A 24,356-nucleotide genomic window follows, 5' to 3' on the forward strand; every position below is an offset into this window, starting at 1 on the left:
TTTAAATGAAATTTAAAAATAACAAATAAAAAACAAATAACCTTTAACCATTTTCAGTATTTCTAAAGCCGGAAAATTGCCCCGAAATGCAGGTAAAAATTGACCAAAATTCCCTATTTTTGTTCATCTCAATTTTAATAAATAAAACCGATTATAATGGCAGAAAAATCTAAAATCTTTTACACCTGGACAGACGAAGCACCCATGTTGGCAACGCATTCTTTTTTACCAATGGTAGAAGCGTTTGCAAAATGCGCAGACATCGAAATTGTTCCGAAAGATATTTCCCTTGCCGGTAGAATTCTGGCAAATTTTTCCTCTTATTTAAGTGAAGATCAAAAAGTGGAAGATGCGCTTGCAGAATTAGGTCAGCTCGCAACCACACCGGAAGCAAATATCATCAAACTTCCGAATATTTCTGCCTCAGTACCGCAGCTCACCGAAGCAATTGCTGAATTGCAAAAAAAGGGCTTTGCAGTGCCAAATTATCCTGCGGAACCAAAAAACCCGGAAGAAGAAAAAATTAAAAGTGCTTACGCAAGAGTTTTAGGAAGCGCCGTAAACCCGGTTTTACGAGAAGGAAATTCTGACCGTCGTGCACCGCGAGCTGTAAAAAATTACGCAAAAGCAAATCCACATAAAATGGGCGCTTGGTCTGCAGATTCAAAAACCATTGTTGCTCATATGAAAGCAGGTGATTTTTACGGTACCGAAAAATCGATGACTGTTGAAAAAGATTCGCAATTTAAAATTGAATTTTTTGGTGAAGACGGTTCTGTAAAAGAATTGAAAGGGCTTTCTCCTTTGAAAGCAGGTGAAATCATCGACACCGCGGTGATGAGTCTTTCTGCGCTAAAAGGTTTTGTTGCTGATGCTATGGCGGAAGCTAAAGCGGCAAATGTTTTACTTTCAGGGCATTTAAAAGCTACGATGATGAAGGTTTCTGATCCAATTATTTTTGGTGCTATTGTAGAAACTTATTTCAAAGATATTTTCGAAAAATATAAAGACGTTTTTGCAGAATTAGATATCGATCCAAATTTCGGTTTGGCTACACTTTTTGAAAAAATTTCCGGGTATCCAAAAGAAAATGAAATTAAATCTGCTATCGCTGAAGCTATTGAAAACGGCCCAAGAATCGCGATGGTAAATTCTGATAAAGGGATTACAAATTTCCATGTTTCTTCAGATATTATCGTTGATGCATCGATGGCGGCATTGATCAGAAACGGCGGTAAAATGTGGAATAAAGAAGGAAATGAAGAAGATACTGTGGCGATGATACCAGACCGTTCTTACGCAGGATTTTACCAGGCAGCGATAGACGACATGAAGAAAAACGGCGCGCTGGATCCAAGAACAATGGGTTCTGTTCCAAACGTAGGTTTGATGGCACAAAAAGCTGAAGAATACGGTTCACATGACAAAACTTTCCAGATGAATGCTGCCGGAACAGTAAAAGTTTCTGATGCGGACGGAAATCTCTTTATGGAACAGCCAGTAGAACAAGCCGACGTTTTCCGTATGTGTCAAGTGAAAGATTTGCCGATCCAGGATTGGGTAAAATTGGCGGTTAACAGAGCCAGATTATCTGATACACCAGCCGTTTTCTGGTTGGATGAAAACCGTGCGCACGACCGCGAAATGATCAAAAAAGTGGAAAAATATCTGAAAGATTATGACACCAACGGACTCGATATCAGAATTATGAATATCGAAGATGCGATGACTTTCACCTTGGGAAGAATCCGTGAAGGTCTAGATACCATTTCAGTTTCCGGAAACGTGCTAAGAGATTATCTTACCGACCTCTTCCCTATTCTGGAGCTCGGAACTTCCGCAAAAATGCTTTCGATAGTTCCATTGATGAACGGCGGTGGACTTTTCGAAACCGGCGCCGGAGGTTCAGCACCAAAACACGTTGAGCAGTTTATCAGCGAAGGATATTTGCGTTGGGATTCACTCGGTGAGTTTATGGCTTTGCAGGCAAGTTTGGAACATTTGGCGCAAACTCAAAATAATGAGAAAGCCCAGATTCTAGCGGATGCCTTGGATGTAGCCAATGAAAAATTCCTGGCAAATGATAAATCACCTTCAAGAAAAATCGGTTCCATCGACAACAGAGGCTCACATTTTTATCTTGCAATGTATTGGGCAGAAGCTTTGGCAAATCAGGAAAAAAGCCCAGAAATAGCGGGAATTTTTGCACCTATGGCAAAGGCAATGCTTGAAAATGAAGCAAAAATCAATGAAGAATTGATTGGTGCGCAAGGACAACCTCAGAATATTGGCGGATATTATTTCCCGGATACCGACAAAACCGATGATGCCATGCGACCTTCAGAAACTCTTAATAAAATTATTGACGGAATTTAATTTATTAGAGAACTGCTTTACATTTAAATTTAATAATTCAAACGCTCCGAACGGAGCGTTTTTTTTGCTTTAAATCTTTCTTTTTTATAAGCACATTTTAAGCAAACCAGGAAAATTTTTCTAAAGATTTACTGTTAAAAGACCCTTTTTTTCCAAAATTATATTTTTGACCTTATGACTAATTAATGGAAATAGGACTGCAAATAAAAAATTTTTTCACAAAAAAAATTAAATTAAGAATTTAATCATATTAAAAGCTATAATTAATAAATAATATAGCTAATAAGCAAGTTACTGCTATATAATAAAGTCATAATCAAAAACATTATTGATTTCGCATTTTGGTATATTAATTGTTTCTGCAAAACTACCAAAACAACGTTCTAAGTTGTTTTCAGCTCTACATTAAAACTATAAACACATACGCTATGAAAAACCATTCAAAAAATGGATTCCAGAAGTATGACATGATTGTCTTCTGTCATCTTCGCTGGGATTTCGTTTACCAAAGACCACAACACATCATCAGCCGCCTGGCGAAAGATTATAAAATATTGGTCGTAGAAGAACCGCTCAAAAGAAATGAGGAAAAATCGGTTTTTTCTGTCCGAAGATTAAATTCGCAAATTGATGTTTGCCAACCTGCAGTCGATCACATCGACGAAATTGGCCCTTACTTAAAAAAGCATCTTAAACAAACCGATTTTGCACTTGGATGGTTTTATTCAGCGGCTTTTGTTCCAGTCTTAGAGACTTTAGATTTTGAAAGCGTCGTTTATGATTGCATGGACGAGCTTTCTTTATTTAAAGGCGCATCGAGCAAACTTTTGGAGCAGGAGCAGCAACTTTTAGCCGCTGCCGACGTTGTTTATACGGGTGGAAAATCGCTGTACGAATCCAAAAAGCAAAAACACCACAACGTTTTTTGTTTCCCTAGTTCGGTTGATATCTCTCATTTTTCAAGCAGAAACAATCCGAAACCTGCGGATTTAGAAGGAATTGCTGCACCAATTATTGGCTATTACGGCGTGATTGATGAAAGAATTGATCTGGACCTAATTCGGGAAACCGCAGCAAAAAGTCCCGATGCTTCTTTCGTGATGATTGGTCCCCTTTGTAAAATTGAAGAAAGCGACTTGCCACGCGCGCAAAACATTTATTATTTAGGTATGAAATCTTACGACGAATTGCCGAGCTATCTTCAATATTTCGACGTTGCGATGATGCCTTTCGCTTTAAACGATTCTACAAAATTCATCAGCCCTACAAAAACCTTGGAATATATGGCGGCAGAAAAACCAATTATTTCTACCAAAATTAAGGATGTAGCGCGCGATTACAGCAATTGCGTAACTTTAATAAACGACTCGGACGATTTCATCACCGCAATCAAAAATCCAAAACAGAATTTTAGGCGCGAATACCGGGAAATTTTACAAAAAACGTCCTGGGATTCCACTGCAGAAAATATGCGTCTAATGATAAAAAGAGCAATAGCATGACCGATTATGATGTTTTAATTATTGGCGCCGGTATTTCCGGTGCCACATTAGCTGAACGTTATGCGTCTATTGGAAAACAGGTTTTGGTTATTGAAAAAAGAGATCATATCGCAGGAAACTGCTTTGACGAATATGATGAAAACGGAATATTGGTCTCGAAATATGGCGCTCATTTATTTCACACCAATGATGAGCAGGTTTGGGAATATGTAAACCGGTTTAGCGAGTGGTATCCTTGGCATCACCGTGTAATAGCACGTGTTGACGGTAAAACGGTTCCTATTCCGGTTAATATCACCACCGTAAATACCCTCTTCAATACCAACATAAAATCTGAGGAGGAAATGCAGCAATGGCTGGAAGAAAACCGAACGCCGTTTGAAAATGCTAAAAATGGTGAAGAAGCTGTCTTAAACAGCGTGGGAAAAGTGCTTTATGAAAAAATGTTCAAGCATTACACCAAAAAGCAATGGGACAAATATCCGGAAGAACTGCATGCCTCGGTTTTAGAGAGAATTCCGGTGCGCCATAATTACGATGACCGTTATTTTTCCGACAAACACCAGGCTTTACCAGTTGGTGGATATACGCAGCTATTCGAAAAAATGCTGGATCATCCGAATATTACAGTGCTTTTAAATACAGACTTTTTCGATGTTAAAGATCAGGTTGGCGACTATGAAAAACTATTTTATACCGGGCCAATTGACCGTTTTTTTGAGTTTGAAAAGAAATTGATGGAAAAGCTGGAATACCGTTCCATTAATTTCGTAACCGAGCACTTGGATCAGGAATATTTCCAGGAAAATTCGGTCGTAAATTATCCGGGTGAAGAGGTAGATTTTACCAGAATTATTGAATACAAACATTTCGGTCATCAGCAATCCAGCAAGACCAGTATTGTAAAGGAATATACGGTGGATAGTGGCGAACCCTACTATCCTGTTCCGAATGAAAAAAATCAGGAAATCTATAATAAATATAAGGAGGAAGCGGATAAACTGGAAAACATATATTTCGTAGGACGTTTAGCAAACTATAAATATTTTAATATGGATCAGGCATTTAAAAATGCTTTGGAACTATTTGAAACCTTAGAAATGCGGATATGAAATCAAATTACATTTTTAAAAGTTTTTTCATGGGTGGTTTTGAGTGTGCAGACCACATTAACCGCCACGGCGACCGCGTAAATCTGCTACAGGAAACACAGCACGATGTTAGGGCTTATGAAGATTACCGGAATCTGGCTGAAATGGGAATTTTCACCGTTCGAGAAGGCATATGCTGGAGCAATTTGGAAAAAACACCGGGAAACTACGATTTTTCTGAAGTTTTAACCCGAATCAAAGCCGCTGAAAAATTTGGTATCCAGGTGATCTGGGATCTCATTCATTTTGGTTATCCGGACGGTTTATTCCCTACACACCCGCACTTCGCGCAGCGTTTTGAAAATCTTTGCCGCGCTTTTGTGCAGTTTTACCGTTTAATGTCTGACGAAACCCTTTATGTGGTTCCAATAAACGAAATCAGTTTTTTATCCTGGTTATCGGGTGAAGCGCGCGGCACCGTACCTTTTGCAACTCATAATGGTTGGGACATCAAATACCATTTATGTAAAGCTGCAATTAAAGGAATAAAAGCTTTAAAAGAAGAAGATCCGACCTGTAAAATAGTGTTGGTAGAGCCGCTTGTGCTTATCCATGATGATGGTGATGATCCGGATCATTTATACCGACGAAATCAATACCAGTTTGAAGCAATGGACATAATCGCAGGCAGAATGTGTCCGGATTTAGGCGGTGATGAAAGTTTTCTCGAAATTCTCGGCTTCAATTATTACTGGAACTGCCAATGGCGCGGTGAAGATAAAAGTCTCGCTTGGCCGGATGAAAATAACGAACGGGTGGAGCTGAATGAACTGTTGTTACAAGCTTATACCAGATATGAAAAACCTATTTTTCTCTCCGAAACCGGACATTTCGGTGAAGGTCGTGCACAGTGGCTGGAAGAAATTACAGCACAGGTTTTATTGGCTCATCAGCGCGGTGTAGATTTTCATGGCGTATGCATTTACCCGATTACAGACCGTCCGGATTGGGACAATCTTTCGGTTTACAGCAACTGCGGACTTTTCGATTTGGATGAAAACGGGAACCGTATTCCTGTACTGGACTACATTGAATGTCTGGAGCGTCAACAGCAAAAACTAAACTTTTTGGCGACAGCGTAAAAAATTAAAAAACACTATTATGGAAAAAACAAATGATAAATCAAGGAATATGGTCGGAATCACTTTTAGCTGCTTCGATCTTCTACATGCCGGTCACGTAAGAATGTTGGCGGAAGCAAAATCGCAGTGCGACTATCTGATCGTTGGACTTCAAACTGATCCGACCATTGACAGGCCGGAAAAAAATAAACCGACTCAAACTGTAGTTGAACGTTACATTCAGCTTCACGCATGCAAATACGTGGATGAAATTATTCCGTACACCACCGAAAAAGATCTTGAAGATATTTTAAAACTTTATAAAATTGATGTGCGAATTATCGGTGATGAATATAAAGATAAAAACTTTACGGGCCGTGAATATTGCGAATCACAAAATATCAGACTCTACTACAACACGCGTCGCCACCGTTTTTCGAGCACCAATTTGCGAAAAGAAGTTTACGTTCGGGAACATTCCAAACGCCAGGCGGAAATCATCGATATACCGAAAAAGAAAAGTGAAATTAATTAAAAATTTGCCGCTTAAAGCGGCAAATTTTCGCTTTTACCAAATCATAAAATACAGAAATGAAAAAAAAGGTTCTTCACAATCAAAACCTGTAGATTCAGCACACTCGGAAACTGGTGATTAAATTTTAAAAAAATAGACCTTAAAAGCGCAAAAAAAGTGCTTTTGCGCTTTTTATTTTTTTAAATAAAGAATTGCTGAATCTTAAAAAAACGCCTGAAATGCGGCGAAAAATTATCATTTGGTATAATTTGTGAAGTTTCAGAACGAATTCTTTGGAATAAGCAAGAAAGATTTTCACGGCATTTACTGCAAAATTTTCCATTTCACCTCTTCGAAAATAACTGCCTTTTGATTTGGTGAAATGCTATCTAAATCTTGCCAATTTCATTATAAAAACACGAAAAAAATGAATGCAACTGCAGAAACCCATCCAAAATTAAAAAAGATAGAAGAAGATTTTAGAAATTTTATAGAGAACGAAGAACATCCGTGCATCATGGCGAAATCCATTATCAAAATGGAAAATTACCGACTCGGTGTTTATGACGATATGGAAGATCCGTCGGAATTGCAGCAACTGCTTTCGGATTTAAAAGACTATCTGGAAAACTATGATTTCGAAGGAAATAATTTTGAATCTTTTTTAGCGGTTTTTCCTAAAAATACATTCGATGATGAAATTAGTTTTGAAAAAGCCTTGTGGAATTCTTTGCAAAAACTTCACGAGCTGGACGATCAGGAATGGGATCCGCGTGTAAGTGACGATCCGGAAAATCCCAATTTCAGTTTCAGTTTAGGCGGAAGAGCGTTTTACATCATTGGAATGCATTCAAAAAGTTCAAGACTTGCACGTCGGGCGCCGTATCCGACTTTTGTTTTCAATCTTCATCACCAATTTGAAAAACTACGCGAAATGGGAACTTATGAAACTGTTCGGGATACTATTCGTCAGAATGATGCCGATTTACAGGGTGAAATCAATCCGGTTTTGCGGGATTTCGGTCAGGATTCCGAAGCTAAACAATATAGCGGCAGAAATGTAGAAAAAAGCTGGAAATGTCCTTTCCATCATTCTTAAATAAAAATTGATGAGCGAAATTTGTACAATTGAAAAACAAAGCGGCAAAGCATTTTACCTGAAAAAAGGTGAAATCCTAACGGTTATTGACCCGAAAGGAATGCAGGTAAGCGACATGGTTTTGTTTAATGCGAATGATTTTAATGAAAAATTATCTTCGGGAAAAACGCTGGATTTTGAAGAATCAATTTTAATTACAAAAGGGAATTTTCTCTGGAGCAACCGCTCCCGGAAAATGGCGGAAATCATTGAAGATACCAATGGCAGAAACGATTTTCTTTTAGCGCCGTGCAGCAAGGAAACTTTCGAAATTATGTACAATTACGGTGGTTATCACCCGAGTTGTTTAGAAAATTTATCAAAGAATCTCGCGCCAATGGGCATTAAACAGGATGATATTCCGACCGCTTTCAATATTTTTATGAATGTACAGTTTGATGAAAAAGGTAAAATTTCTGTTTTACCACCAACTTCAAAAGCCGGAGATTTTGTAAAATTTAAAGCTCAAATGGATCTTTTGGTCTGCTTAACGGCGTGTTCCGCGGAAGACAGCAATGGTGGAAGTTTTAAACCAATTCAGTATTCAGTTAGCTCTGCTGAATAATTTGAAATTTAAAAAAGTAAAAAAACCCACAAATAGCCGGTTTTTTTTGTCATGAATCAATTTTGATCCGATAAATGTTCCGGTAAAATTGAATTTTCCAGTACCGGAGGATTTTCATACTTAAAAACACTCAGTTCACCCGACTGCTCATAATATGCGTGCTCAACTTCAGATAAATATTGAATTCCGTGCTGCCGCAGAAGCATGAAAACTTCATTTTTATCAATATCATCTACTTCGAAATTTTCTTTAAGCAGCTTTCCGTGTTCCACCAATTTCATCACATTCGGGTGTGTGACTTTCCGCACGGGTTGGTATTTAATTCCGACATAAACGTACAATTTTTGGAAAGCAGCAATTAAGGTAATCACCGTAAGTGGGATTGAGAGCGGAATATCTGGGTATAGCATAGCATCCCCCACCGCGCTTCCCATGGCGACGATCAGCAAAATATCGGAGCTGCCCAGACCGCCCACTACTCTTTTGCCGATCCAGCGGATCATCAAAATGGTGTAAACCATAATGACGAGGATTCTCAGGATGACTTCCAAATAAATCAGCAATCCGAAATCTCCCCACAACATTTGCTTTAAATCAAATGAATATTCGCTGGCTTCTATCATATAAAATTTTTGGGTGTTAAATCCTGATATTTTTAATAACTAAAATTGATCCATTTATTATAAGGTCAAAGCATACCAAAAGTATCCGAAAATTCTTCGAATACTTTTAGCATATTTTTGATAGGGTTAAGGTTCTGTGTCCGGACGTTTTTCCTGCGGCGGCATTGCGGTCGGTCCGTTTGCGCTATCGATACTGTCACCCGCGAGAGAGTCACTTGCTCTGTTTTGAATTAAAGCATCGCGCGTTTCGGCATAATCCGCCGGCTGGGTATTGGAATTCGATTCATTTTTGGAACAGGCGCTGAGCACCATTCCAAATAAAACTGCGGTCATAATTTTTGTTTTCATCACCTTTAATTTTTTAATGTTTTAAAAGTTGCATCATTTGTTGTACCAAACCAGTTTTTTCAATCGCATTTCAGCGAAATTTTTTGGCTGTTAAATGACTGAATTTTCTTAAAATGTCGAAACATAATGTGCTGAATAGTAAAACATTATTTTTATTTCGCCAGGAAATGGCATAAAGTATGATGATTTTTAAAACCGTTTTCAAGCTAAAAAAGGAAAATTACCTTAAACAACACGGATATTTTCAAGCTACGTTTTAACCTTTACTTCTTAAAAAAATTTCCCCTTAAAGCAGGTAAAAATTTTATTTAAAAAAAATTTAAAATGAGTATGGACCGAAAAAAAATACTGATTATCGGCGGTGGTTTTGCTGGCGTAAACCTCGCTGAAAAGCTTGCTGATAAACCCGGTTTTGAAATCACGCTGGTGGACAAAAACAATTACAATTTCTTTCCACCTTTAATTTATCAGGTTGCCACGGGATATTTGGAAACGTCCAGCATTTGCTATCCTTACAGACTACTTTTCCGCGGAAAGAAAAATTTTCGGTACAGACTGGGTGAGCTTGAAGAAATCTTTCCCGCAGAAAAAAAAGTGATGCTTTCCACCGGCGAAGTTTCGTATGATTATTTGGTTATAGCAAGCGGTTGCGTCACGAATTATTTCGGAATCAAAAGTATTGAAGAAAACGCAATACCAATGAAAACCGTGTCGGATGCGCTTTCCATGCGGAACACTTTATTGGAACGGCTGGAAATGGCATCGCGCGAAACCGATCCGGAACAGTGCAAAAGATTGTTAACCGTTGTGGTTGCGGGCGGCGGTCCGACTGGCGTGGAAATTTCCGGAATGTTTGCCGAAATGAAAAAAAATATCATTGCCAAAGATTATCCTGAGCTGAAAGGTGCCGGCGGTGAGATTTATCTTGTCGATGGTTTAAACGCTGTACTCACGCCGATGAGCGAAAAATCGCAGCAATACACTTATAAAAAACTGACCGAGATGGGCGTTAAAATTAAGCTCAATACCATGGTCACCGAGTTTATAGATGAAGCTGTTCAATTTAAAAACGGCGAATCTATTCCGACAAAAAATTTAATTTGGGCAGCGGGTGTCACTGCCATTATTTTCAAAGGTTTACCGCAGGAAGCTTATGGCCGCGGAAAAAGATTAATTGTTGATGCTTACAACAGACTCGTCGGCTTCGATGATATTTTTGCTCTTGGAGACACGTGTTTAATGAACGTCGATCCGAATTTTCCGGAAGGTCATCCGCAGGTTGCTCAGGTCGCGATTCAACAGGCTGATAATTTAGCTGAAAACTTTCTAGAACGTTTTCAAAAGGGAACGCCAAAACCTTTCAGCTATCACGACAAAGGTTCGATGGCGATCATCGGCAAAAATAAAGCAGTCGCCGAATTTCCGAAACCCAAAATGTTTTTTTCCGGTTTTATCGCCTGGGCAATGTGGCTTTTTATTCACCTGCTTTCGCTTATCAATTACCGGAACCGCATCAGCACGCTGTATAACTGGACGACCGCATATTTCACCAAAGATATGGCGCTGCGTTTCATCGTTCGGACAAAACCAAAAAATACCGAGGAATAACGGCATATTTTTACCGTCTGAACTTTTCTAAATAATTAAAAATGATCGTCACTTCTCACCAAAAAGGCTGGAAAATCATCAATCAACGTTCGCACGGTTTGCTGGCAGCGATGTTGGCGTACCAATATGATATTGATTTACCGAATGACATTATGGTTCCAACGCTGATTGCAATTGCGGAACACGACGACGGCGCCGCAGAAACACAGCAAAGTAAAAACCTTACGGAAGCCGGAGCACCACGACATTTTGCAATAGACGACGGCAAGAAAAAAACCGATATTAAGCAGAAATTAAGCGTGATGGAACTTGCTACTGCAAAAAGCCAGCTGAACGCGCTTTTAACATCGATGCACATTGATTTTGTCTTTGGTGAAGAAGAACGGAAAAAAGATGAAAACCTGAAAAATTTCCTGAAAGAGCAGGAAAAAAACCGTCGGGATATTTTGAAATCTTTGAGCATAGACCAAAAATATGCGGAACGGCTTTACCGCTTTGTGGAATGGTGCGACGCATTTTCTTTGCTGATCTGCATGGATAAAATTCAGCCGGAAGGCCGAAAAATGGAGATTTCTGAAGGTCCGGACGGTGTGGTGAATCAAACTTTTTATAAAGGCGAGAATTTAATCGGCGTAGAACCGTGGATTTTTAAAAACGAGACTTTCAAAGCTTTTTACGAATATAAAATTATCGAACAGCTGCAGTTTTCTTCGATTGAAGAGTTTAATGAACTTTGCGAAAAAACACCGGTTCAGCGGGAAGAATTTACGTTTACAAAATAAAATTTTTTCGGCGTAACTCGTTTTAAAATATTTATTTAAATTTTTTCGGAGCTAAATGAGCACTTTTTTCTATTTTGTTTAAGTTCATCAAATCGAAAAATATTGCTGTTTTAGCGGCGTTTTTTTTGCTTTGATTTTACAAACATGCAGTTCTTTAATTAGTCGTAATCTAAATTAAAGAAACAGCACCAACTTGGTTTAAAAATTGTTCCGTGTTTTGCTTAAACTTTCTTCGGAAATTCGAAAACTTCAGCTGTTTAAAATCAAAGGAAGAAACGCAAAAAAATAGCTTTTTAACACCAAATAAATTCACAAATAATGGAAACAAAGAAAAAACCAGCACAAAAATCAGAAGTAGCAGGCACACTTCGGGAACTTTTTCTCGACAGTCTGAAAGACATTTACTATGCAGAAAATGCGCTCGTGAAAACTTTGCCAGTAATGTTCGAGCAGGCAACCAACCAAAAACTAAAAACCGCAATTAAAGATCATTTAGCGCAAACCAAAGAACAGGTTGTGCGTCTGGAAATGGTTTTTGAATCGCTCGGCGAAAAAGCAGAAGGCAAAAAATGTCCGGCAATTGAAGGAATTATTACCGAAGGAAATGAGGTGATGAATTCTACCGTGGAAGGTCCGGTTCGCGACGCCGGAATTATTGCAAGCGCGCAAAAAGTGGAACATTACGAAATTGCATCTTACGGAACTTTAGCTGCTTTTGCGAAAACTTTAAATGAACGAACTGCTTTGGATTTACTGCTCCGAACTTTAGGTGAAGAAAAAAAGTCTGACTCTTTACTGAGCTACATTGCGGATACCAACTTAAATTCTCAAGCTGTAGACGGAAAACTTCAATCAAAAGACCTGAACGCTGTTTAGCAAACCACCAAACATTAAAAAAAAACAAGATGAAAATAAACGAAAGTGAACCATTTGAAAACGGAGCTAATCCGAAGAAAGAACAGCTCGGCAAGTATACGACTGATAACCAGGGTGAATTTTTAAACACCAACCAGGGATTAAAAATAAATGACGACCAGAATTCCTTAAAAGCCGGTGACCGCGGACCGACGCTTTTGGAAGATTTTATACTGCGTGAAAAGATTACGCATTTTGACCACGAAAGAATTCCGGAAAGAATTGTGCACGCACGAGGTTCCGGCGCACATGGCGTTTTCGAGCTGTTCAAACCGATGGGAAAATATACAAAAGCAAAATTTCTGAATGATACTTCCATTAAAACACCGGTATTTGCCCGTTTTTCCACCGTACAGGGATCGAGAGGTTCTACAGATATGCCGAGAGATGTGCGCGGATTTGCAGTGAAATTTTATACTCAGGAAGGAAATTATGATTTGGTAGGAAATAATATGCCGGTATTTTTTATTCAGGATGCGACTAAATTTCCGGATTTGGTACATGCTGTAAAGCCCGAACCACACAATGAAATCCCACAAGCGGCGTCAGCACATGACACTTTCTGGGATTTTGTCTCTTTGATGCCGGAAACCATGCACAACGTAATTTGGAAAATGAGCGACCGCGGTATCCCACGTAGTGTACGAACCATGGAAGGGTTTGGTATTCACACTTTTAGATTTATTAATGATGAAGGAAAGTCGCATTTTGTAAAATTTCACTGGAAACCAAAACAAGGTGTTTTAGGTCTCGCTTGGGACGAAGCGCAAAGAATCGCCGGAAAAGACACGGATTATCACCGACGCGATCTTTGGGAAGCGATTGATGAAGGCCATTACCCCGAATGGGAACTCGGGGTGCAGATTGTGGCGCAGGAAGACGAGCATAAATTTCCGTTCGATCTTCTGGACCCGACGAAATTAATTCCGGAAGAAATGGTTCCGGTAGAAATCATCGGAAAAATGACTTTAAACAGAAATCCAGATAACTTTTTTGCTGAAACTGAACAGGTTGCTTTCCACCCCGGACATTTGGTTCCAGGCATCGATTTTACTAACGATCCGCTACTTCAAGGACGACTATTTTCTTATACAGATACGCAGATTTCCAGATTAGGCGGGCCGAATTTCCATGAAATTCCAATTAATAAATCCATTCCTGAAGTTACAAATAACCAGCGAGACGGAATGCACAGAATGCAGATTAACAAAGGAAAAGTGTCTTATAGTCCAAATTCGATTGGAGGCGGCTGTCCGTTCCAGGCAATGATTTCGGAAGGTGGATTTTCATCGTTTGAAGAACGCATCGATGCATCAAAAATCCGTCAGCGCAGCAAAAGTTTCTTCGATCATTTCAGCCAACCGGCTTTGTTTTACCAAAGCATGTCTGATGCTGAAAAAAGACACATTCAAAATGCGTTTTCGTTTGAGTTAGGAAAAGTGAAAATTGTTCCGATCCGTCAGCGTGTGGTGAATATGCTGTTAGAAGTTAATGAAGAACTTTCACAAATCGTGGGGAAAAATTTAGGTCTAACACCGGAAAGATTATCGCAGCCGATTACGGACGGAATTCCGGCAGGTGCAAATCTAGAACATTATCATTCATTTAAAAATGAACTTCCGTTGAGTGACGCGCCATCACTAAGTATGGCGACTAAATTGCCAACGGATATTATTGCGCGAAGAATTGCTATCTTAACTGCAGATGGGGTGAACGATGAAGCTTTTACAAAAGTTAAAAAACAGCTTTGTGATTTGGGTGCGATGGTTTTTGTCGTGGCGCCGCACCACGGTTTTGTAAAAACAATTTCGGGCGATGAATATCCGATTGATGAAAGTTTGCTAACGGCTGCTTCGGTAGTTTTTGATGCAGTGTATGTCGCTGGTGGAAACAGTACGGAAACGCTTGCTGGAAATCCGGATGCGCTGCATTTCGTAGCAGAAGCTTATAAACATTGTAAGCCAATAGCAACAGCTGAAGACGCTTCTGATTTTTTAAATAAAGCAATTCCGGAAGTAAAACTACCGGCGAAAGGTGTTACTACGAACGGAGATTTAGCGGAACTGGTAGAAAATATCAAACTGCACCGTTTCTGGGACCGTGAGGAAAATCCGAAAGTACCAGCGTAAATTTTTAAATTAAAAAAGAGACTTTGAAAAAAGTCTCTTTTTATTTTGATGAAAATATGGTTTTAAAAAATTCCGTGTTATTGGCACAAAAATCCCTTTTTGCAAATCCACAAAAAAGGTCGTTTTAGCTCCGAATTTTTAAAGCATTTTTAAATTGTTCACTTCCAGATCCGTGAGGATTCTCCAGTGACCACGCTTGATATTTTTCTTCGTTAAACCGGCGAACATTACGCGGTCTAAAAGTTCAACTTCGTAACCCAATTTTTGGAAAATTCGGCGTACTACTCTATTCCAGCCGATGTGAAGCTCGATGCCGACTTCGTTTTTCGGTTTTCCTTCGATGTAGGAAATATTATCAACTTCTGCGATGCCTTCTTCCAGACGGATTCCTTCCGCAATTGCGTTAAGGTCTGCACGGTCAAGTTTCCGGTCCAAACTCACGTGATAAATCTTTTTCATTTGGAATGACGGATGCGTAAGCTTTTTCGTCATATGACCGTCATTGGTAAGCAAAATTACGCCCGTGGTTGAACGGTCCAGTCTGCCGACAGGAAATAAGCGGTACGGCGAAGCGTTAGCTACCAAATCCATTACGGTTTTCCGTGCTTTTTCATCTTTGGTCGTAGAAATGTAGCCTTTTGGTTTATTCAATAAAACATAAACCGGTTTTTCCGGTGTAATCCCCTGACCGTCAAAAATTACTTTATCGGTTTTCTGAACCTGATAGCCCATTTCAGTCACTACCTGACCGTTCACCTGAACAAGTCCCTGCGTGATGAGTTCATCAGCTTCACGACGTGAACAAATGCCGGAATTCGCGATGTATTTATTTAAACGGATGGATTCTTTCGGAATTTCTTTTGCTAATTTATCGAACCTTCTTTTCTGTACATATGAACGTGTTTTTTCAGCTTGATCTACAGGAACAAAAGGTTTTTTGTATGGCTTTTTGTCACCAGTTTTTTCCAATTTTGAACTAGAATCAAAAGATTTCCCGATTCTTTTCCCCATTTTTCGGGAAGCCGGTTTGTTGAAAGTTTTTTCGTAAGATTTTGCTTCAGACTGCGATAAAAGGCGCGGTTCTCTTGGCGCTTTCGGTTCTTTTGCTTCCTGTTTTTCTACAGGTTTTTCAGCACGTGGTCGCGCAGACTTTGTCACACTCGGTTTTGCAGAACTTCCTTTGTTAGAAATTTTGCTAATGCGTGCTTTTTTATTACCGTTGCTGTCTCTGCTCATTTTTCCGAAAAATTTTATCTGCAAAGATACGTTATTTTTTAAATTATTTGTTGTAATGTTTGAGAAGTGAAATTCATTAAAACCAAAAATTCTGCCCTTTTTAGACTGTATTTTTCGAAATTATTAGAAGAAATAACTTTTAATACCGTTCGCGAGCATGGCGAGAATTCCAATAAAAATCCAAATCCTCATTAAATTTAAATTGAGGAATTTGCCATTTTTTACTTTAATTAAAATCAGAAAAACCGAAACAATCTGCACCAAAATACTGATAGCAAAATAATAGCTCATTATGGAACCCAAACCTTTAATATAAATAATACAACCGCAGGTTACCATTACAGAAATCAGCAAAAAAACGAGCAAATAGCGGGTAATTTTTTGAGAGAACGAATTTGGAATCGTGGCGTAACCGAAAATTTTATCCGCGTTTTTGGTGAGTGTATCTTTTATAATGTCGATGATGAGCAGCATCAAAAAGATAAAAACCGAAAGCAAAATGATGTACAGCGACAGCGTTCGGTAATAAACGAGCATGCCGAAAAACGGATACAGCGTGAGTCCGACAAATGTGATGTTGTTCAGCACCAGAATTTTGCTGAGTTTGTGGCTGTAAAACCACATCAAAAACTGGTAAATCAGGAAAAAAACAAAAACAAGTTCTGAAATAAGTACCGCCAGCGTAAGTGAAAATATGTTTAAAACCAAGTACGCGTACAGAAAGTATTTCTGTTTCAGGAAATTCTGCAGTTTCGTTCGGAAGGGTTTTGTGATCTGATCTTTTTCGCGGTCGTAAAACTGGTTGATAATTCCGCCCGCTAAAACGCTTAAAATAGTGCAGAAAATAATCCCGTGAACACGCAGATCAAAAACAAATTCGCGCAGGCTTTCTTCCTGGTTAAACAGAAAAAAAGTGGAAACGTATAAAGCGAATGTTAAAAGTAAAGTAACGAATACTTTAGCGCCCATTAAAAAGGCGATAAACTGCGATAAGCGGTAAACCAAAGGATTTCTCATGCGCCGGAAAGTCACTTAGGTAAATACATATTTTGTGGCTTTTTTGGCTCGAATTTTTAGAACCTGTAAATGACTTCTTTATGAAAACCTTCCAGCATCTTTTCGGCTTTCTTATAGTCTTTTGTAAAACCAAGAATATAGCCACCACCGCCGCTGCCACACAGTTTTAGATAATATGCGTTGGTATCCAGACCGTTTTTCCAGGCTTTATAAATGCTTTCGGGAATCATCGGTTTGAAGTGTTCATAAGCCCACACCGAAAGACTTTTTAAGTTTTTGAAGAGCGGCGTCATTTCTTTTTTCAAAAATGCATCGATACAGGCGTTGTTATAGCGAATAAACTCTTCTTTCATGGTTTTGCGGAAACCTTCGGTTTTCATTTTTTCAAAGAAAATCTGCACCATCGGGCCGGTTTCGCCGGTCATTCCGGAATCAATAAGGAAAATAGCTCCTTTTCCTTCCTGACTAGCGGGAATTGACACTTTATCTACGTTCTCTTTGCTTTCGATAAGAATCGGTAGATTCATGTAACAAATCAGCGGATCGATACCCGAACTTTTTCCGTGGAAATAACTTTCCATTTCACCGAAAACTCTTTTCAGATTCATCAGTTGATCTTTGGAAATATTGTCAGGTGTAAAATCAGTTTTAGAATATCTTTCGAAAATTGCTGCAACCATGGCACCGGAGCTTCCTACGCCATAACCCTGCGGAATGTTAGAATCAAAAAAAAGGCCCTTTTCGATGTCTTTTTTTAGTTCTGAAATATTGAGTAGAAAAGATTTTGGCAGGTCTAATTTCGTGAGATAATCAGAATATTTCTGAAGGGAAAGGTTCGATTTTTTTTCGAAATCGCTGCTTAAATGGGAAAACTTCAGTGTTCCTTTATAAAAGCTGTAAGGCACCGTCAATCCGTGAGAATTTTCGATGATACCGTACTCTCCAAAAAGGAGGACTTTCGCGTAAAATAAAGAATTTGCCATTAATTTAAACTGCTCAATTGTGTTGATGCAAAATTACAAAAAATTTGATTAGAAATTGCTATTCAACTAACAATACTTAAGCCAAAGATGTTGAATGTCAGTTATTAAACCGCAGCTTTATTATTCGATTTTAATTTTAAAAAGCGAATTAGAATAAGTCCGATCGCAAAAAACAACGTCATTGACAGTGCCGCGAAGCGCATATTGTGATATTGCTCAATCATCGTGGCAAAAATAAATGTTCCGATAATGATTGCGATTTTTTCCAAAACATCATAGAAACTGAAATACGTAGTGTTATCCATGCTGTTTTCCGGCAGAAGTTTCGAGTATGTAGAGCGTGACATTGCCTGCAGACCGCCCATCACCAAACCAATAATAGCGGCAATTCCGTAAAACTGATATTCAACATTCGGGTTTTCTTTGTTCAGATAAAATGCAGAAAGACAAGCGACAATCCACAAAGCAATTGCGATGGAAATTACATTTTTGTTGCCGATTTTTCGCGATAACCAGGAGAAAAAAAGCGCTCCAATGATGGCTTCAATTTGAATAAGCAACAAAACCATAATAAGCCGGTCCTGCTCCAGATTGATTTCGCTTTTACCGAAAAGCGTTGCCATAAGGAAAATGGTTTGCATGCCGACACTGTAAAAGAAAAAGCTGGACAGGAAAAACTTTAGATTTCGGTCTTCAAATAATGTTTTTCCAACCTTGAAAAGTTCGCGGAAACTCTGACGGCCAATGTCCAGATAAAAATGAAAATTATCCTTTAAAACCTCCCAAAATCCGCCCTGCTCTTCATGCTTTTTAAAAATGTTTTTGTAGTTCAGCAAAACCAAATCTTTCGGCAGCTGTTCTTTAATATTGCCGAATTGCGGTAAATGTTTAAAGGTATATTGTGCAAAAACAAACCACCACGCGCCGGTTAAAAGGAAAGAAATTCGGGTATAAGTTTTGGCTTCTTCGGCATTTTTCGCAAAAACCTGAATAAGCACAAGGCAAATAATTACAAGCACCACGGACCCCAGATAGCCATAAACGTAACCTTTGGCCGACAGCGCATCCTGCTTGTCGGGCGTTGCAATATCCGGTAAAAAGGAATTATAAAACACCAAACTTCCCCAGAAACCTACACTTGCGGTAATGCTGAAAAGCAAACCTAAAAAGACGTTTTCCATGCCGGTAAACATCGCCAGTCCCATACATGAAGTTGAACCGAGATAACAGAAAAACTGAAGGAATGATTTTTTATTACCGATGGTATCCGCTAACGACGATAGAAACGGCGAAAGTAAAACCACGATTAAAAATGAAATGGTGAGTGAATAACCATAAATCGCGTCGGGTTGATATTCTTTACCAAAAATTGATATCATGTGCCGCACCGGAACCTTTATCCATTGACCTGTTTCCGCCACATACTCGCTTTTTTCAGAAGCGGTGGTGAGAATGGAATAATAGATTGGAAAAATGGTTGACGTAATAACCAAAGAATACACCGAATTTGCCCAGTCGTACAGTGCCCAGGCTTTCATGATTTTCGGATTGTTCTTGATATTTTGAGGAGGTAAATCTTCTTTTTCCGGCATTATTTTAAAATTATTGTAACAAAAATAACAAAACCATTAAGATTCTGCGGAAAAAATCCACAGTAATTCTTAATGGTTTGATTATTAGGTGCTTATTGTTTATAAATTCTCAATTACAATAGCTGAAGCGCCGCCTCCACCGTTGCAAATTGCAGCAGCACCGTATTTACCGTTATTTTGTTTTAAAACATTAATTAAAGTCACAATAATTCTGGAACCAGAACTTCCAAGCGGGTGACCTAAAGAAACCGCGCCGCCGTTTACGTTTACTTTCGCAGCATCAAGACCTAAAATTTTGTTATTAGCTAAACCTACAACCGAAAAAGCTTCATTGAACTCGAAATAATCGATGTCGGAAAGTTTCATATTTACTTTCTTTAAAGCAATTGGCAACGCTTTCGACGGTGCGGTGGTAAACCATTCCGGTTCGTGCGCAGCGTCAGCGTAAGAGATAATTTTGGCAAGAGGTTTTAGACCTAACTCCTCCATCTTTTCTTTTGACATCAAAACCAACGCAGAGGCGCCGTCGTTTAATGTTGAAGCGTTTGCAGCAGTTATAGTTCCGTTTTCTTTTTGAAAAACGGTTGCTAAAGTGCCAATTTTTTCGAAATTAACAGCTTTAAATTCCTCGTCTGCGCTGAAAATTTTCGGATCACCTTTTCTTTGCGGAATTTCTACCGGCACCACTTCATCAGAAAATTTACCTTCGCTCCAGGCTTTTGCAGATCTTTTGTAAGATTCAATTGCAAAATTATCCTGATCTTCTCGCGAAAAACCATGTTCTGCGGCACATTTTTCAGCGCAAACTCCCATGTGAACTTTTCCGTAAACATCTGTTAAACCATCATGGACCATTCCGTCCACCATTTTTACATCACCTAACTTGGTCGATTTTCTCGCGTTAAAATAATGCGGAACTGAAGACATATTTTCCATTCCGCCGGCTACGATTACATCCTGATCACCAGCTTTAATGGACTGAGCAGCCATCATTACCGCTTTCATTCCGGAAGCACAAACTTTGTTGATAGTGGTTGTTGGTGTTTCATTAGACAAACCTGCGCCCATCGCAGCCTGCCTTGCAGGAGCCTGACCTTCGCCAGCCTGTAAAACATTTCCCATATAAACCTCCTGAACCTGTTGCGGATCAAGATTAATTTTATCTAAAGCACCTTTAATCGCAGTTGAACCTAGTTTTGTTGCAGGAACATCAGCTAAACTTCCAAGGAAACTTCCCATTGGAGTCCGCACTGCAGATACGATGAATACTTCTTTCATTTGATTTATTTTTAAATTTTAGATTTCGCCAAATTACAAAAAAAAACACACTTTGAAAAAAGTGTGTTATAAGGGGAAATAAATTAATGTGTTAAATCTGCAACAGCTTTCGGATCGTGTTTATGCTTAAACATTACACTAAATAGCAGCGCAATAACCAACGCGTACGCCGCAAAAACCAGCCAGATTTCATGCCACATTTTATCACCGTTTTCGTGGGTGAAAAATTCCTGAATAAGCCAGCCGCTAAGCAAACTTCCCATAATAGCACCAAAACCGTTGGTCATCATCATGAAAAGGCCTTGCGCTGAAGATCGAATTTTATAATCAGTAGTGGTTTCAACAAAAAGTGAACCTGAAATATTGAAGAAATCGAACGCCATTCCGTAAACGATGCATGAAAGAATTATCAAACCTAAACCAAAACCTTCCGGTCCACCATAGGCGAAGAAACCGAAACGTAAAACCCAGGCAAACATTGAAATCAACATTACGTTTTTAATACCATATCTTTTTAAAGCAAATGGAATTGCCAAAATAAACAGTGTTTCTGAAATCTGCGAGATGGACATGATTAAAGTTGATCTTTTTACCACAAAACTGTCAGCATATTCCGGTATTTTTCCGAAATCCGACAGATAGGTATCGCCGTACATATTGGTAAGCTGAAGCGCCGCACCTAAAAACATTGAGAACAAAAAGAAAAGCGCCATTTTGTAATCTTTGAACAGCGAAAAAGCATTTAAGCCTAACTTTTCAGATAATGGTGCATCTTCCGGAATTAAATTTTGCGGTGGACATTTCGGTAAAGTAAATGCGTAAATTCCTAAAAAAATCGCGACAACAGCGGCAATATAAAATTGAGAGCCGGAATCTTTATTACCTGTTAAATTGGTAATCCACATCGCGGCGATGAAACCAATAGTTCCCCAAACCCGAATCGGCGGGAAAACTTTCACCACATCATAATTGTTATTTTTCAGAATGTAATATGCAATGGAATTCGAAAGTGAAATGGTCGGCATGTAAAACATCATTGCCAATAGCATCACCCAAAAGAAATTGTCCGGTGAAGTAACCGACGGTAAAAAACACAAGGTGATTCCGTACAAAATATGGAGTATTCCGAAGAGTTTTTCTGCATTGATCCAACGGTCGGCGATGATTCCGGTAATAGCGGGCATAATAAGCGAAGCGATTCCTAAAGTAGCAAAAACCTTCCCAAATTCTTCTCCACCCCACTGTTTTGTACCGAACCAATAAACTCCAATGGTGATAAGCCACGCGCCCCAAACAAAAAATTGCAGAAAAGACAGAACGGTAAGACGTAATTTTAAATTCATATAATCGTTGTGATATTAGTCTATTTTCTTTTTGCGACGCTTAATTTCCTCCTGGATTTCCAGTGCAGCATCGAAATCTTCATCTTTTACGGCATCTTCCAGAAGTTTATGTAAATCTTCGAGCGTTAAACTCGATAAATTTCCTTCCGAAACCTCTTCATAAGGTGTATCCTGTTTTGAAACATCTTCAAGTTCCAGCAAAATACCGGCTTCGCTTAAAACCTGCTGAGTTGTGTAGATTGGTGCTTCAAAACGGACCGCCATCGCTACGGCGTCGGAAGTGCGCGCATCCATAATTAATTCTTCGTTGGATTCTTTATTTTTAAAATTGATGTTGGAGAAAAAAACACCGTCGATAATCTGATAAATGATCACCGAAGTGATTTCGTAATTAGCTGAAGAAATAAATTTCGAGAACAAATCGTGCGTTAGCGGGCGCGGCGGGTGAATATCTTTTTCTAAACCGAGCGAGATCGCCTGCGCTTCAAAATTACCTATGACTACAGGAAGTTTTACATTGCTTTCTTCGTGTTCCAGAAGCAGTGCATAAGCACCGGATTGCGTCTGGCTGTACGAAATTCCGCGAATGGTTAGTTTTTTATAATCCATAAGTACAAATATAATTGATTTTTTAGATTAAGAATTTTTTTTCGCGGTTTTTAATGCATTTTTGGCGGAATTTTCCGCTTCTGAGTCTTCCGGAAACTGGTTTAAATTAACGGTAATCATAAACTGCGTGCCCGCTGGACTGCTTTCTCTTTTCAGCCTCGCATTTAAAAATCGCACGCGCGAAAGAATATTGCTGATTCCAATTCCGTTGGAAACGGCATGGACGTCAAAGCCTTTTCCGTCGTCTTTTACCGTAATCAGCAAGTATGGCTCGTTATATAAAATTTCGACGCTGGCGGTTTTTGCTTCGGAATGTTTTACAACGTTATTCAGCAATTCCTGAATGATCCGGTAAACATGAATTTCGGTCTTTTTAGCAAGTTCCAGTTTCTCTTCGGGGAAGGTAAAATTTATTTTAATGTGATACAGCTGTTCAATGTTTTTACAGAGGATTTCTGTGGCGCCAAAAAGACCAAAATTAGCAATTGAAGACGGCGAAAGATTGTGAGAAATTTCGCGGATCTGCCGGCAGGATTTATCGATGGTGACTAAAATATCGTCTAAAAGTTCGGTTTTTTCCGAAATTCTATTTTCGACTTTCAAATTGTTCAAATTATATTTTATTGCCGACAGATCGCCAGCAATTCCATCGTGAAGTTCCTGTGCCAAACGTTTTCTTTCGGTTTCTTCACCTTCAAGCAAGCCCTGTAGTTTTGTAATATGCTGCTGATGTTTATGGCGCGTCACCAGATTCCGTACGCGGTTTCTTTCATCATTAATGAGTTTCACTTTATAAGCGAGCCCGAGGCTAAAAAATATGGTTTCAATCGCAATTCCGGTGTAAAAAAACGCCATCGGAAGAGGAATATTAAGCGACGGAACAAAACTTCCGATGAAAGAAGTCAGCGCAAAAGTTACGTACGCGCAAACCCCAATGAGAAAAAAATGCTTGTGTTTGTCGGAATATTTTGACGCTTTTATCACCGTAATCACAAATATCGTCAGCATAACGGGCAAATACAGGAAAGTGTACAGCGAAATATACAGATCGGAGTCTGTTAAGTAATACGTGATAATGCCGAAAACGAAAAAAAACAGCAATAAAGCCCGTAAAATTTTCACCACCGTGAAAAAATATTTCCTCGTTAGTCGGTTTAAATCCAGAAAATGAAGGGCAAAAAGCGAGTAAAAATGGTAAAAGATAATCTGAATAAAAAAGTTCAGAATATGCGTAAATACCTCGGCATTTCTAAAACCAAGAAAATCTGCCACCCAATATTCAAAAGTGAAGTACGTATAATCGTCGCGCGTTAACAGATACAACAGCAGAAAACTGTTGTAAAGCATGTAATATCTGAAAGTTTTGTCGCGCAGATAGGCGAAAATTACACTGCTTAAAATAATAAACAATATCTGGAATGAAATTGCCATATTCCAAACGAACATTCCCATTGTTTATATTTAATCAGTTAATATATTTGCTTCTTTAGTAAATGTACTATTTTTTTAGCAATAGTAAAAAAAACCTATTTTTAACCGGATATTTTTAAGCACAAAAAACGCCGGAGCAATTCCAGCGTTTTATT

The 24,356-nt window shown here is 38.9% G+C and carries 21 protein-coding genes; 11 read left to right on the forward strand and 10 right to left on the reverse strand.

Annotation, left to right across the window (positions count from 1 at the left end):
* The first annotated feature begins 156 nt into the window (after positions 1 to 156).
* The 7 genes from BMZ55_RS03070 to BMZ55_RS03105 all read left to right on the forward strand — a co-directional run bounded on the left by BMZ55_RS03070 (position 157) and on the right by BMZ55_RS03105 (position 8,307).
* On the forward strand, positions 157 to 2,376 hold the full coding sequence (locus tag BMZ55_RS03070; protein WP_089818546.1) for an NADP-dependent isocitrate dehydrogenase: 2,220 nt from the start codon (positions 157 to 159) through the stop codon (positions 2,374 to 2,376).
* Between the two features lie 428 nt (positions 2,377 to 2,804).
* Positions 2,805 to 3,878 (forward strand): glycosyltransferase, encoded by a 1,074-nt coding sequence (locus tag BMZ55_RS03075; RefSeq protein WP_089818548.1) that lies wholly within the window; start codon positions 2,805 to 2,807, stop codon positions 3,876 to 3,878.
* On the forward strand, positions 3,824 to 4,990 hold the full coding sequence (glf, locus tag BMZ55_RS03080; protein ID WP_394332625.1) for a UDP-galactopyranose mutase: 1,167 nt from the start codon (positions 3,824 to 3,826) through the stop codon (positions 4,988 to 4,990). Before BMZ55_RS03075 ends, glf begins: the two co-directional genes overlap by 55 nt.
* The gene (locus BMZ55_RS03085; protein WP_089818551.1) at positions 4,987 to 6,111 is read left to right on the forward strand and encodes a hypothetical protein; all 1,125 of its coding nucleotides are present in this window, start codon (positions 4,987 to 4,989) and stop codon (positions 6,109 to 6,111) included. Before glf ends, BMZ55_RS03085 begins: the two co-directional genes overlap by 4 nt.
* A gap of 19 nt (positions 6,112 to 6,130) precedes the next feature.
* Positions 6,131 to 6,625, forward strand: a complete 495-nt coding sequence (locus tag BMZ55_RS03090) for an adenylyltransferase/cytidyltransferase family protein (protein WP_233701874.1) — start codon at positions 6,131 to 6,133, stop codon at positions 6,623 to 6,625.
* Positions 6,626 to 7,031: 406 nt separating this feature from the next.
* Positions 7,032 to 7,703, forward strand: coding sequence for a guanitoxin biosynthesis heme-dependent pre-guanitoxin N-hydroxylase GntA (gntA, locus tag BMZ55_RS03100; RefSeq protein WP_089818555.1), 672 nt, complete (start codon positions 7,032 to 7,034; stop codon positions 7,701 to 7,703).
* Between the two features lie 10 nt (positions 7,704 to 7,713).
* A complete protein-coding gene (locus BMZ55_RS03105) occupies positions 7,714 to 8,307 on the forward strand; it encodes a DUF1989 domain-containing protein (protein WP_089818557.1) in 594 nt (197 codons plus the stop codon).
* Positions 8,308 to 8,363: 56 nt separating this feature from the next.
* Here BMZ55_RS03105 and BMZ55_RS03110 read toward each other — a convergent pair whose 3' ends face one another.
* Both BMZ55_RS03110 and BMZ55_RS03115 read right to left on the reverse strand, forming a co-directional pair.
* A complete protein-coding gene (locus tag BMZ55_RS03110; protein WP_089818559.1) occupies positions 8,364 to 8,930 on the reverse strand; it encodes a DUF421 domain-containing protein in 567 nt (188 codons plus the stop codon).
* Between the two features lie 126 nt (positions 8,931 to 9,056).
* Positions 9,057 to 9,278, reverse strand: coding sequence for a hypothetical protein (locus tag BMZ55_RS03115; RefSeq protein ID WP_089818562.1), 222 nt, complete (start codon positions 9,276 to 9,278; stop codon positions 9,057 to 9,059).
* Between the two features lie 324 nt (positions 9,279 to 9,602).
* Between BMZ55_RS03115 and BMZ55_RS03120 the strand changes: the two genes are divergently transcribed.
* The 4 genes from BMZ55_RS03120 (at position 9,603) to BMZ55_RS03135 (ending at position 14,712) form a co-directional block, all read left to right on the forward strand.
* Complete coding sequence (locus BMZ55_RS03120; RefSeq protein WP_233701875.1) at positions 9,603 to 10,886, forward strand: NAD(P)/FAD-dependent oxidoreductase; 1,284 nt, start codon at positions 9,603 to 9,605, stop codon at positions 10,884 to 10,886.
* Between the two features lie 41 nt (positions 10,887 to 10,927).
* A complete protein-coding gene (locus BMZ55_RS03125; protein ID WP_089818566.1) occupies positions 10,928 to 11,668 on the forward strand; it encodes a DUF3891 family protein in 741 nt (246 codons plus the stop codon).
* A 318-nt stretch (positions 11,669 to 11,986) separates the two neighbouring features.
* The gene (locus tag BMZ55_RS03130; RefSeq protein ID WP_089818568.1) at positions 11,987 to 12,544 is read left to right on the forward strand and encodes a YciE/YciF ferroxidase family protein; all 558 of its coding nucleotides are present in this window, start codon (positions 11,987 to 11,989) and stop codon (positions 12,542 to 12,544) included.
* A 29-nt stretch (positions 12,545 to 12,573) separates the two neighbouring features.
* On the forward strand, positions 12,574 to 14,712 hold the full coding sequence (locus BMZ55_RS03135) for a catalase (protein WP_089818570.1): 2,139 nt from the start codon (positions 12,574 to 12,576) through the stop codon (positions 14,710 to 14,712).
* A 138-nt stretch (positions 14,713 to 14,850) separates the two neighbouring features.
* On the opposite strand, the gene BMZ55_RS03140 is transcribed toward BMZ55_RS03135, so the two are convergent.
* The 8 genes from BMZ55_RS03140 to BMZ55_RS03175 all read right to left on the reverse strand — a co-directional run bounded on the left by BMZ55_RS03140 (position 14,851) and on the right by BMZ55_RS03175 (position 24,222).
* Positions 14,851 to 15,948 carry a pseudouridine synthase gene (locus BMZ55_RS03140; RefSeq protein ID WP_233701876.1) on the reverse strand — a complete coding sequence of 366 codons (1,098 nt, stop codon included), beginning with the start codon at positions 15,946 to 15,948 and terminating at the stop codon, positions 14,851 to 14,853.
* 123 nt (positions 15,949 to 16,071) lie between these two features.
* Positions 16,072 to 16,965 (reverse strand): UbiA family prenyltransferase, encoded by an 894-nt coding sequence (locus BMZ55_RS03145; protein WP_089818572.1) that lies wholly within the window; start codon positions 16,963 to 16,965, stop codon positions 16,072 to 16,074.
* A gap of 56 nt (positions 16,966 to 17,021) precedes the next feature.
* Entirely contained in the window at positions 17,022 to 17,948 is a 927-nt protein-coding gene (locus BMZ55_RS03150) for a mevalonate kinase family protein (protein ID WP_089818574.1), read from the reverse strand.
* A 104-nt stretch (positions 17,949 to 18,052) separates the two neighbouring features.
* Positions 18,053 to 19,540: an MFS transporter gene (locus BMZ55_RS03155; protein WP_089818577.1), complete on the reverse strand. Its 1,488-nt coding sequence runs from the start codon at positions 19,538 to 19,540 to the stop codon at positions 18,053 to 18,055.
* Between the two features lie 99 nt (positions 19,541 to 19,639).
* A complete protein-coding gene (locus tag BMZ55_RS03160) occupies positions 19,640 to 20,818 on the reverse strand; it encodes an acetyl-CoA C-acyltransferase (protein ID WP_089818578.1) in 1,179 nt (392 codons plus the stop codon).
* A gap of 83 nt (positions 20,819 to 20,901) precedes the next feature.
* Positions 20,902 to 22,161 (reverse strand): nucleoside permease, encoded by a 1,260-nt coding sequence (locus BMZ55_RS03165; protein WP_089818580.1) that lies wholly within the window; start codon positions 22,159 to 22,161, stop codon positions 20,902 to 20,904.
* A 15-nt stretch (positions 22,162 to 22,176) separates the two neighbouring features.
* Positions 22,177 to 22,770 carry a bifunctional nuclease family protein gene (locus tag BMZ55_RS03170; protein ID WP_039344216.1) on the reverse strand — a complete coding sequence of 198 codons (594 nt, stop codon included), beginning with the start codon at positions 22,768 to 22,770 and terminating at the stop codon, positions 22,177 to 22,179.
* 27 nt (positions 22,771 to 22,797) lie between these two features.
* The gene (locus BMZ55_RS03175; protein WP_089818582.1) at positions 22,798 to 24,222 is read right to left on the reverse strand and encodes a sensor histidine kinase; all 1,425 of its coding nucleotides are present in this window, start codon (positions 24,220 to 24,222) and stop codon (positions 22,798 to 22,800) included.
* Between the last annotated feature and the right edge of the window lie 134 nt (positions 24,223 to 24,356).

The organism is Kaistella treverensis (genome assembly GCF_900114045.1).
GTDB classification, from domain to species: Bacteria; Bacteroidota; Bacteroidia; order Flavobacteriales; family Weeksellaceae; genus Kaistella; species Kaistella treverensis.

Excerpts from the sequence above, each read along its gene's own strand:
- BMZ55_RS03070 (WP_089818546.1), top strand. The coding sequence starts at position 157 with ATGGCAGAAAAATCTAAAATCTTTTACACCTGGACAGACGAAGCACCC.
- BMZ55_RS03075 (WP_089818548.1), top strand. The coding sequence starts at position 2,805 with ATGAAAAACCATTCAAAAAATGGATTCCAGAAGTATGACATGATTGTC.
- BMZ55_RS03085 (WP_089818551.1), top strand. The coding sequence starts at position 4,987 with ATGAAATCAAATTACATTTTTAAAAGTTTTTTCATGGGTGGTTTTGAG.
- BMZ55_RS03090 (WP_233701874.1), top strand. The coding sequence starts at position 6,131 with ATGGAAAAAACAAATGATAAATCAAGGAATATGGTCGGAATCACTTTT.
- gntA (WP_089818555.1), top strand. The coding sequence starts at position 7,032 with ATGAATGCAACTGCAGAAACCCATCCAAAATTAAAAAAGATAGAAGAA.
- BMZ55_RS03105 (WP_089818557.1), top strand. The coding sequence starts at position 7,714 with ATGAGCGAAATTTGTACAATTGAAAAACAAAGCGGCAAAGCATTTTAC.
- BMZ55_RS03110 (WP_089818559.1), bottom strand. The coding sequence starts at position 8,930 with ATGATAGAAGCCAGCGAATATTCATTTGATTTAAAGCAAATGTTGTGG.
- BMZ55_RS03115 (WP_089818562.1), bottom strand. The coding sequence starts at position 9,278 with ATGAAAACAAAAATTATGACCGCAGTTTTATTTGGAATGGTGCTCAGC.
- BMZ55_RS03120 (WP_233701875.1), top strand. The coding sequence starts at position 9,603 with ATGAGTATGGACCGAAAAAAAATACTGATTATCGGCGGTGGTTTTGCT.
- BMZ55_RS03125 (WP_089818566.1), top strand. The coding sequence starts at position 10,928 with ATGATCGTCACTTCTCACCAAAAAGGCTGGAAAATCATCAATCAACGT.
- BMZ55_RS03130 (WP_089818568.1), top strand. The coding sequence starts at position 11,987 with ATGGAAACAAAGAAAAAACCAGCACAAAAATCAGAAGTAGCAGGCACA.
- BMZ55_RS03135 (WP_089818570.1), top strand. The coding sequence starts at position 12,574 with ATGAAAATAAACGAAAGTGAACCATTTGAAAACGGAGCTAATCCGAAG.
- BMZ55_RS03140 (WP_233701876.1), bottom strand. The coding sequence starts at position 15,948 with ATGAGCAGAGACAGCAACGGTAATAAAAAAGCACGCATTAGCAAAATT.
- BMZ55_RS03145 (WP_089818572.1), bottom strand. The coding sequence starts at position 16,965 with ATGAGAAATCCTTTGGTTTACCGCTTATCGCAGTTTATCGCCTTTTTA.
- BMZ55_RS03150 (WP_089818574.1), bottom strand. The coding sequence starts at position 17,948 with ATGGCAAATTCTTTATTTTACGCGAAAGTCCTCCTTTTTGGAGAGTAC.
- BMZ55_RS03155 (WP_089818577.1), bottom strand. The coding sequence starts at position 19,540 with ATGCCGGAAAAAGAAGATTTACCTCCTCAAAATATCAAGAACAATCCG.
- BMZ55_RS03160 (WP_089818578.1), bottom strand. The coding sequence starts at position 20,818 with ATGAAAGAAGTATTCATCGTATCTGCAGTGCGGACTCCAATGGGAAGT.
- BMZ55_RS03165 (WP_089818580.1), bottom strand. The coding sequence starts at position 22,161 with ATGAATTTAAAATTACGTCTTACCGTTCTGTCTTTTCTGCAATTTTTT.
- BMZ55_RS03170 (WP_039344216.1), bottom strand. The coding sequence starts at position 22,770 with ATGGATTATAAAAAACTAACCATTCGCGGAATTTCGTACAGCCAGACG.
- BMZ55_RS03175 (WP_089818582.1), bottom strand. The coding sequence starts at position 24,222 with ATGGGAATGTTCGTTTGGAATATGGCAATTTCATTCCAGATATTGTTT.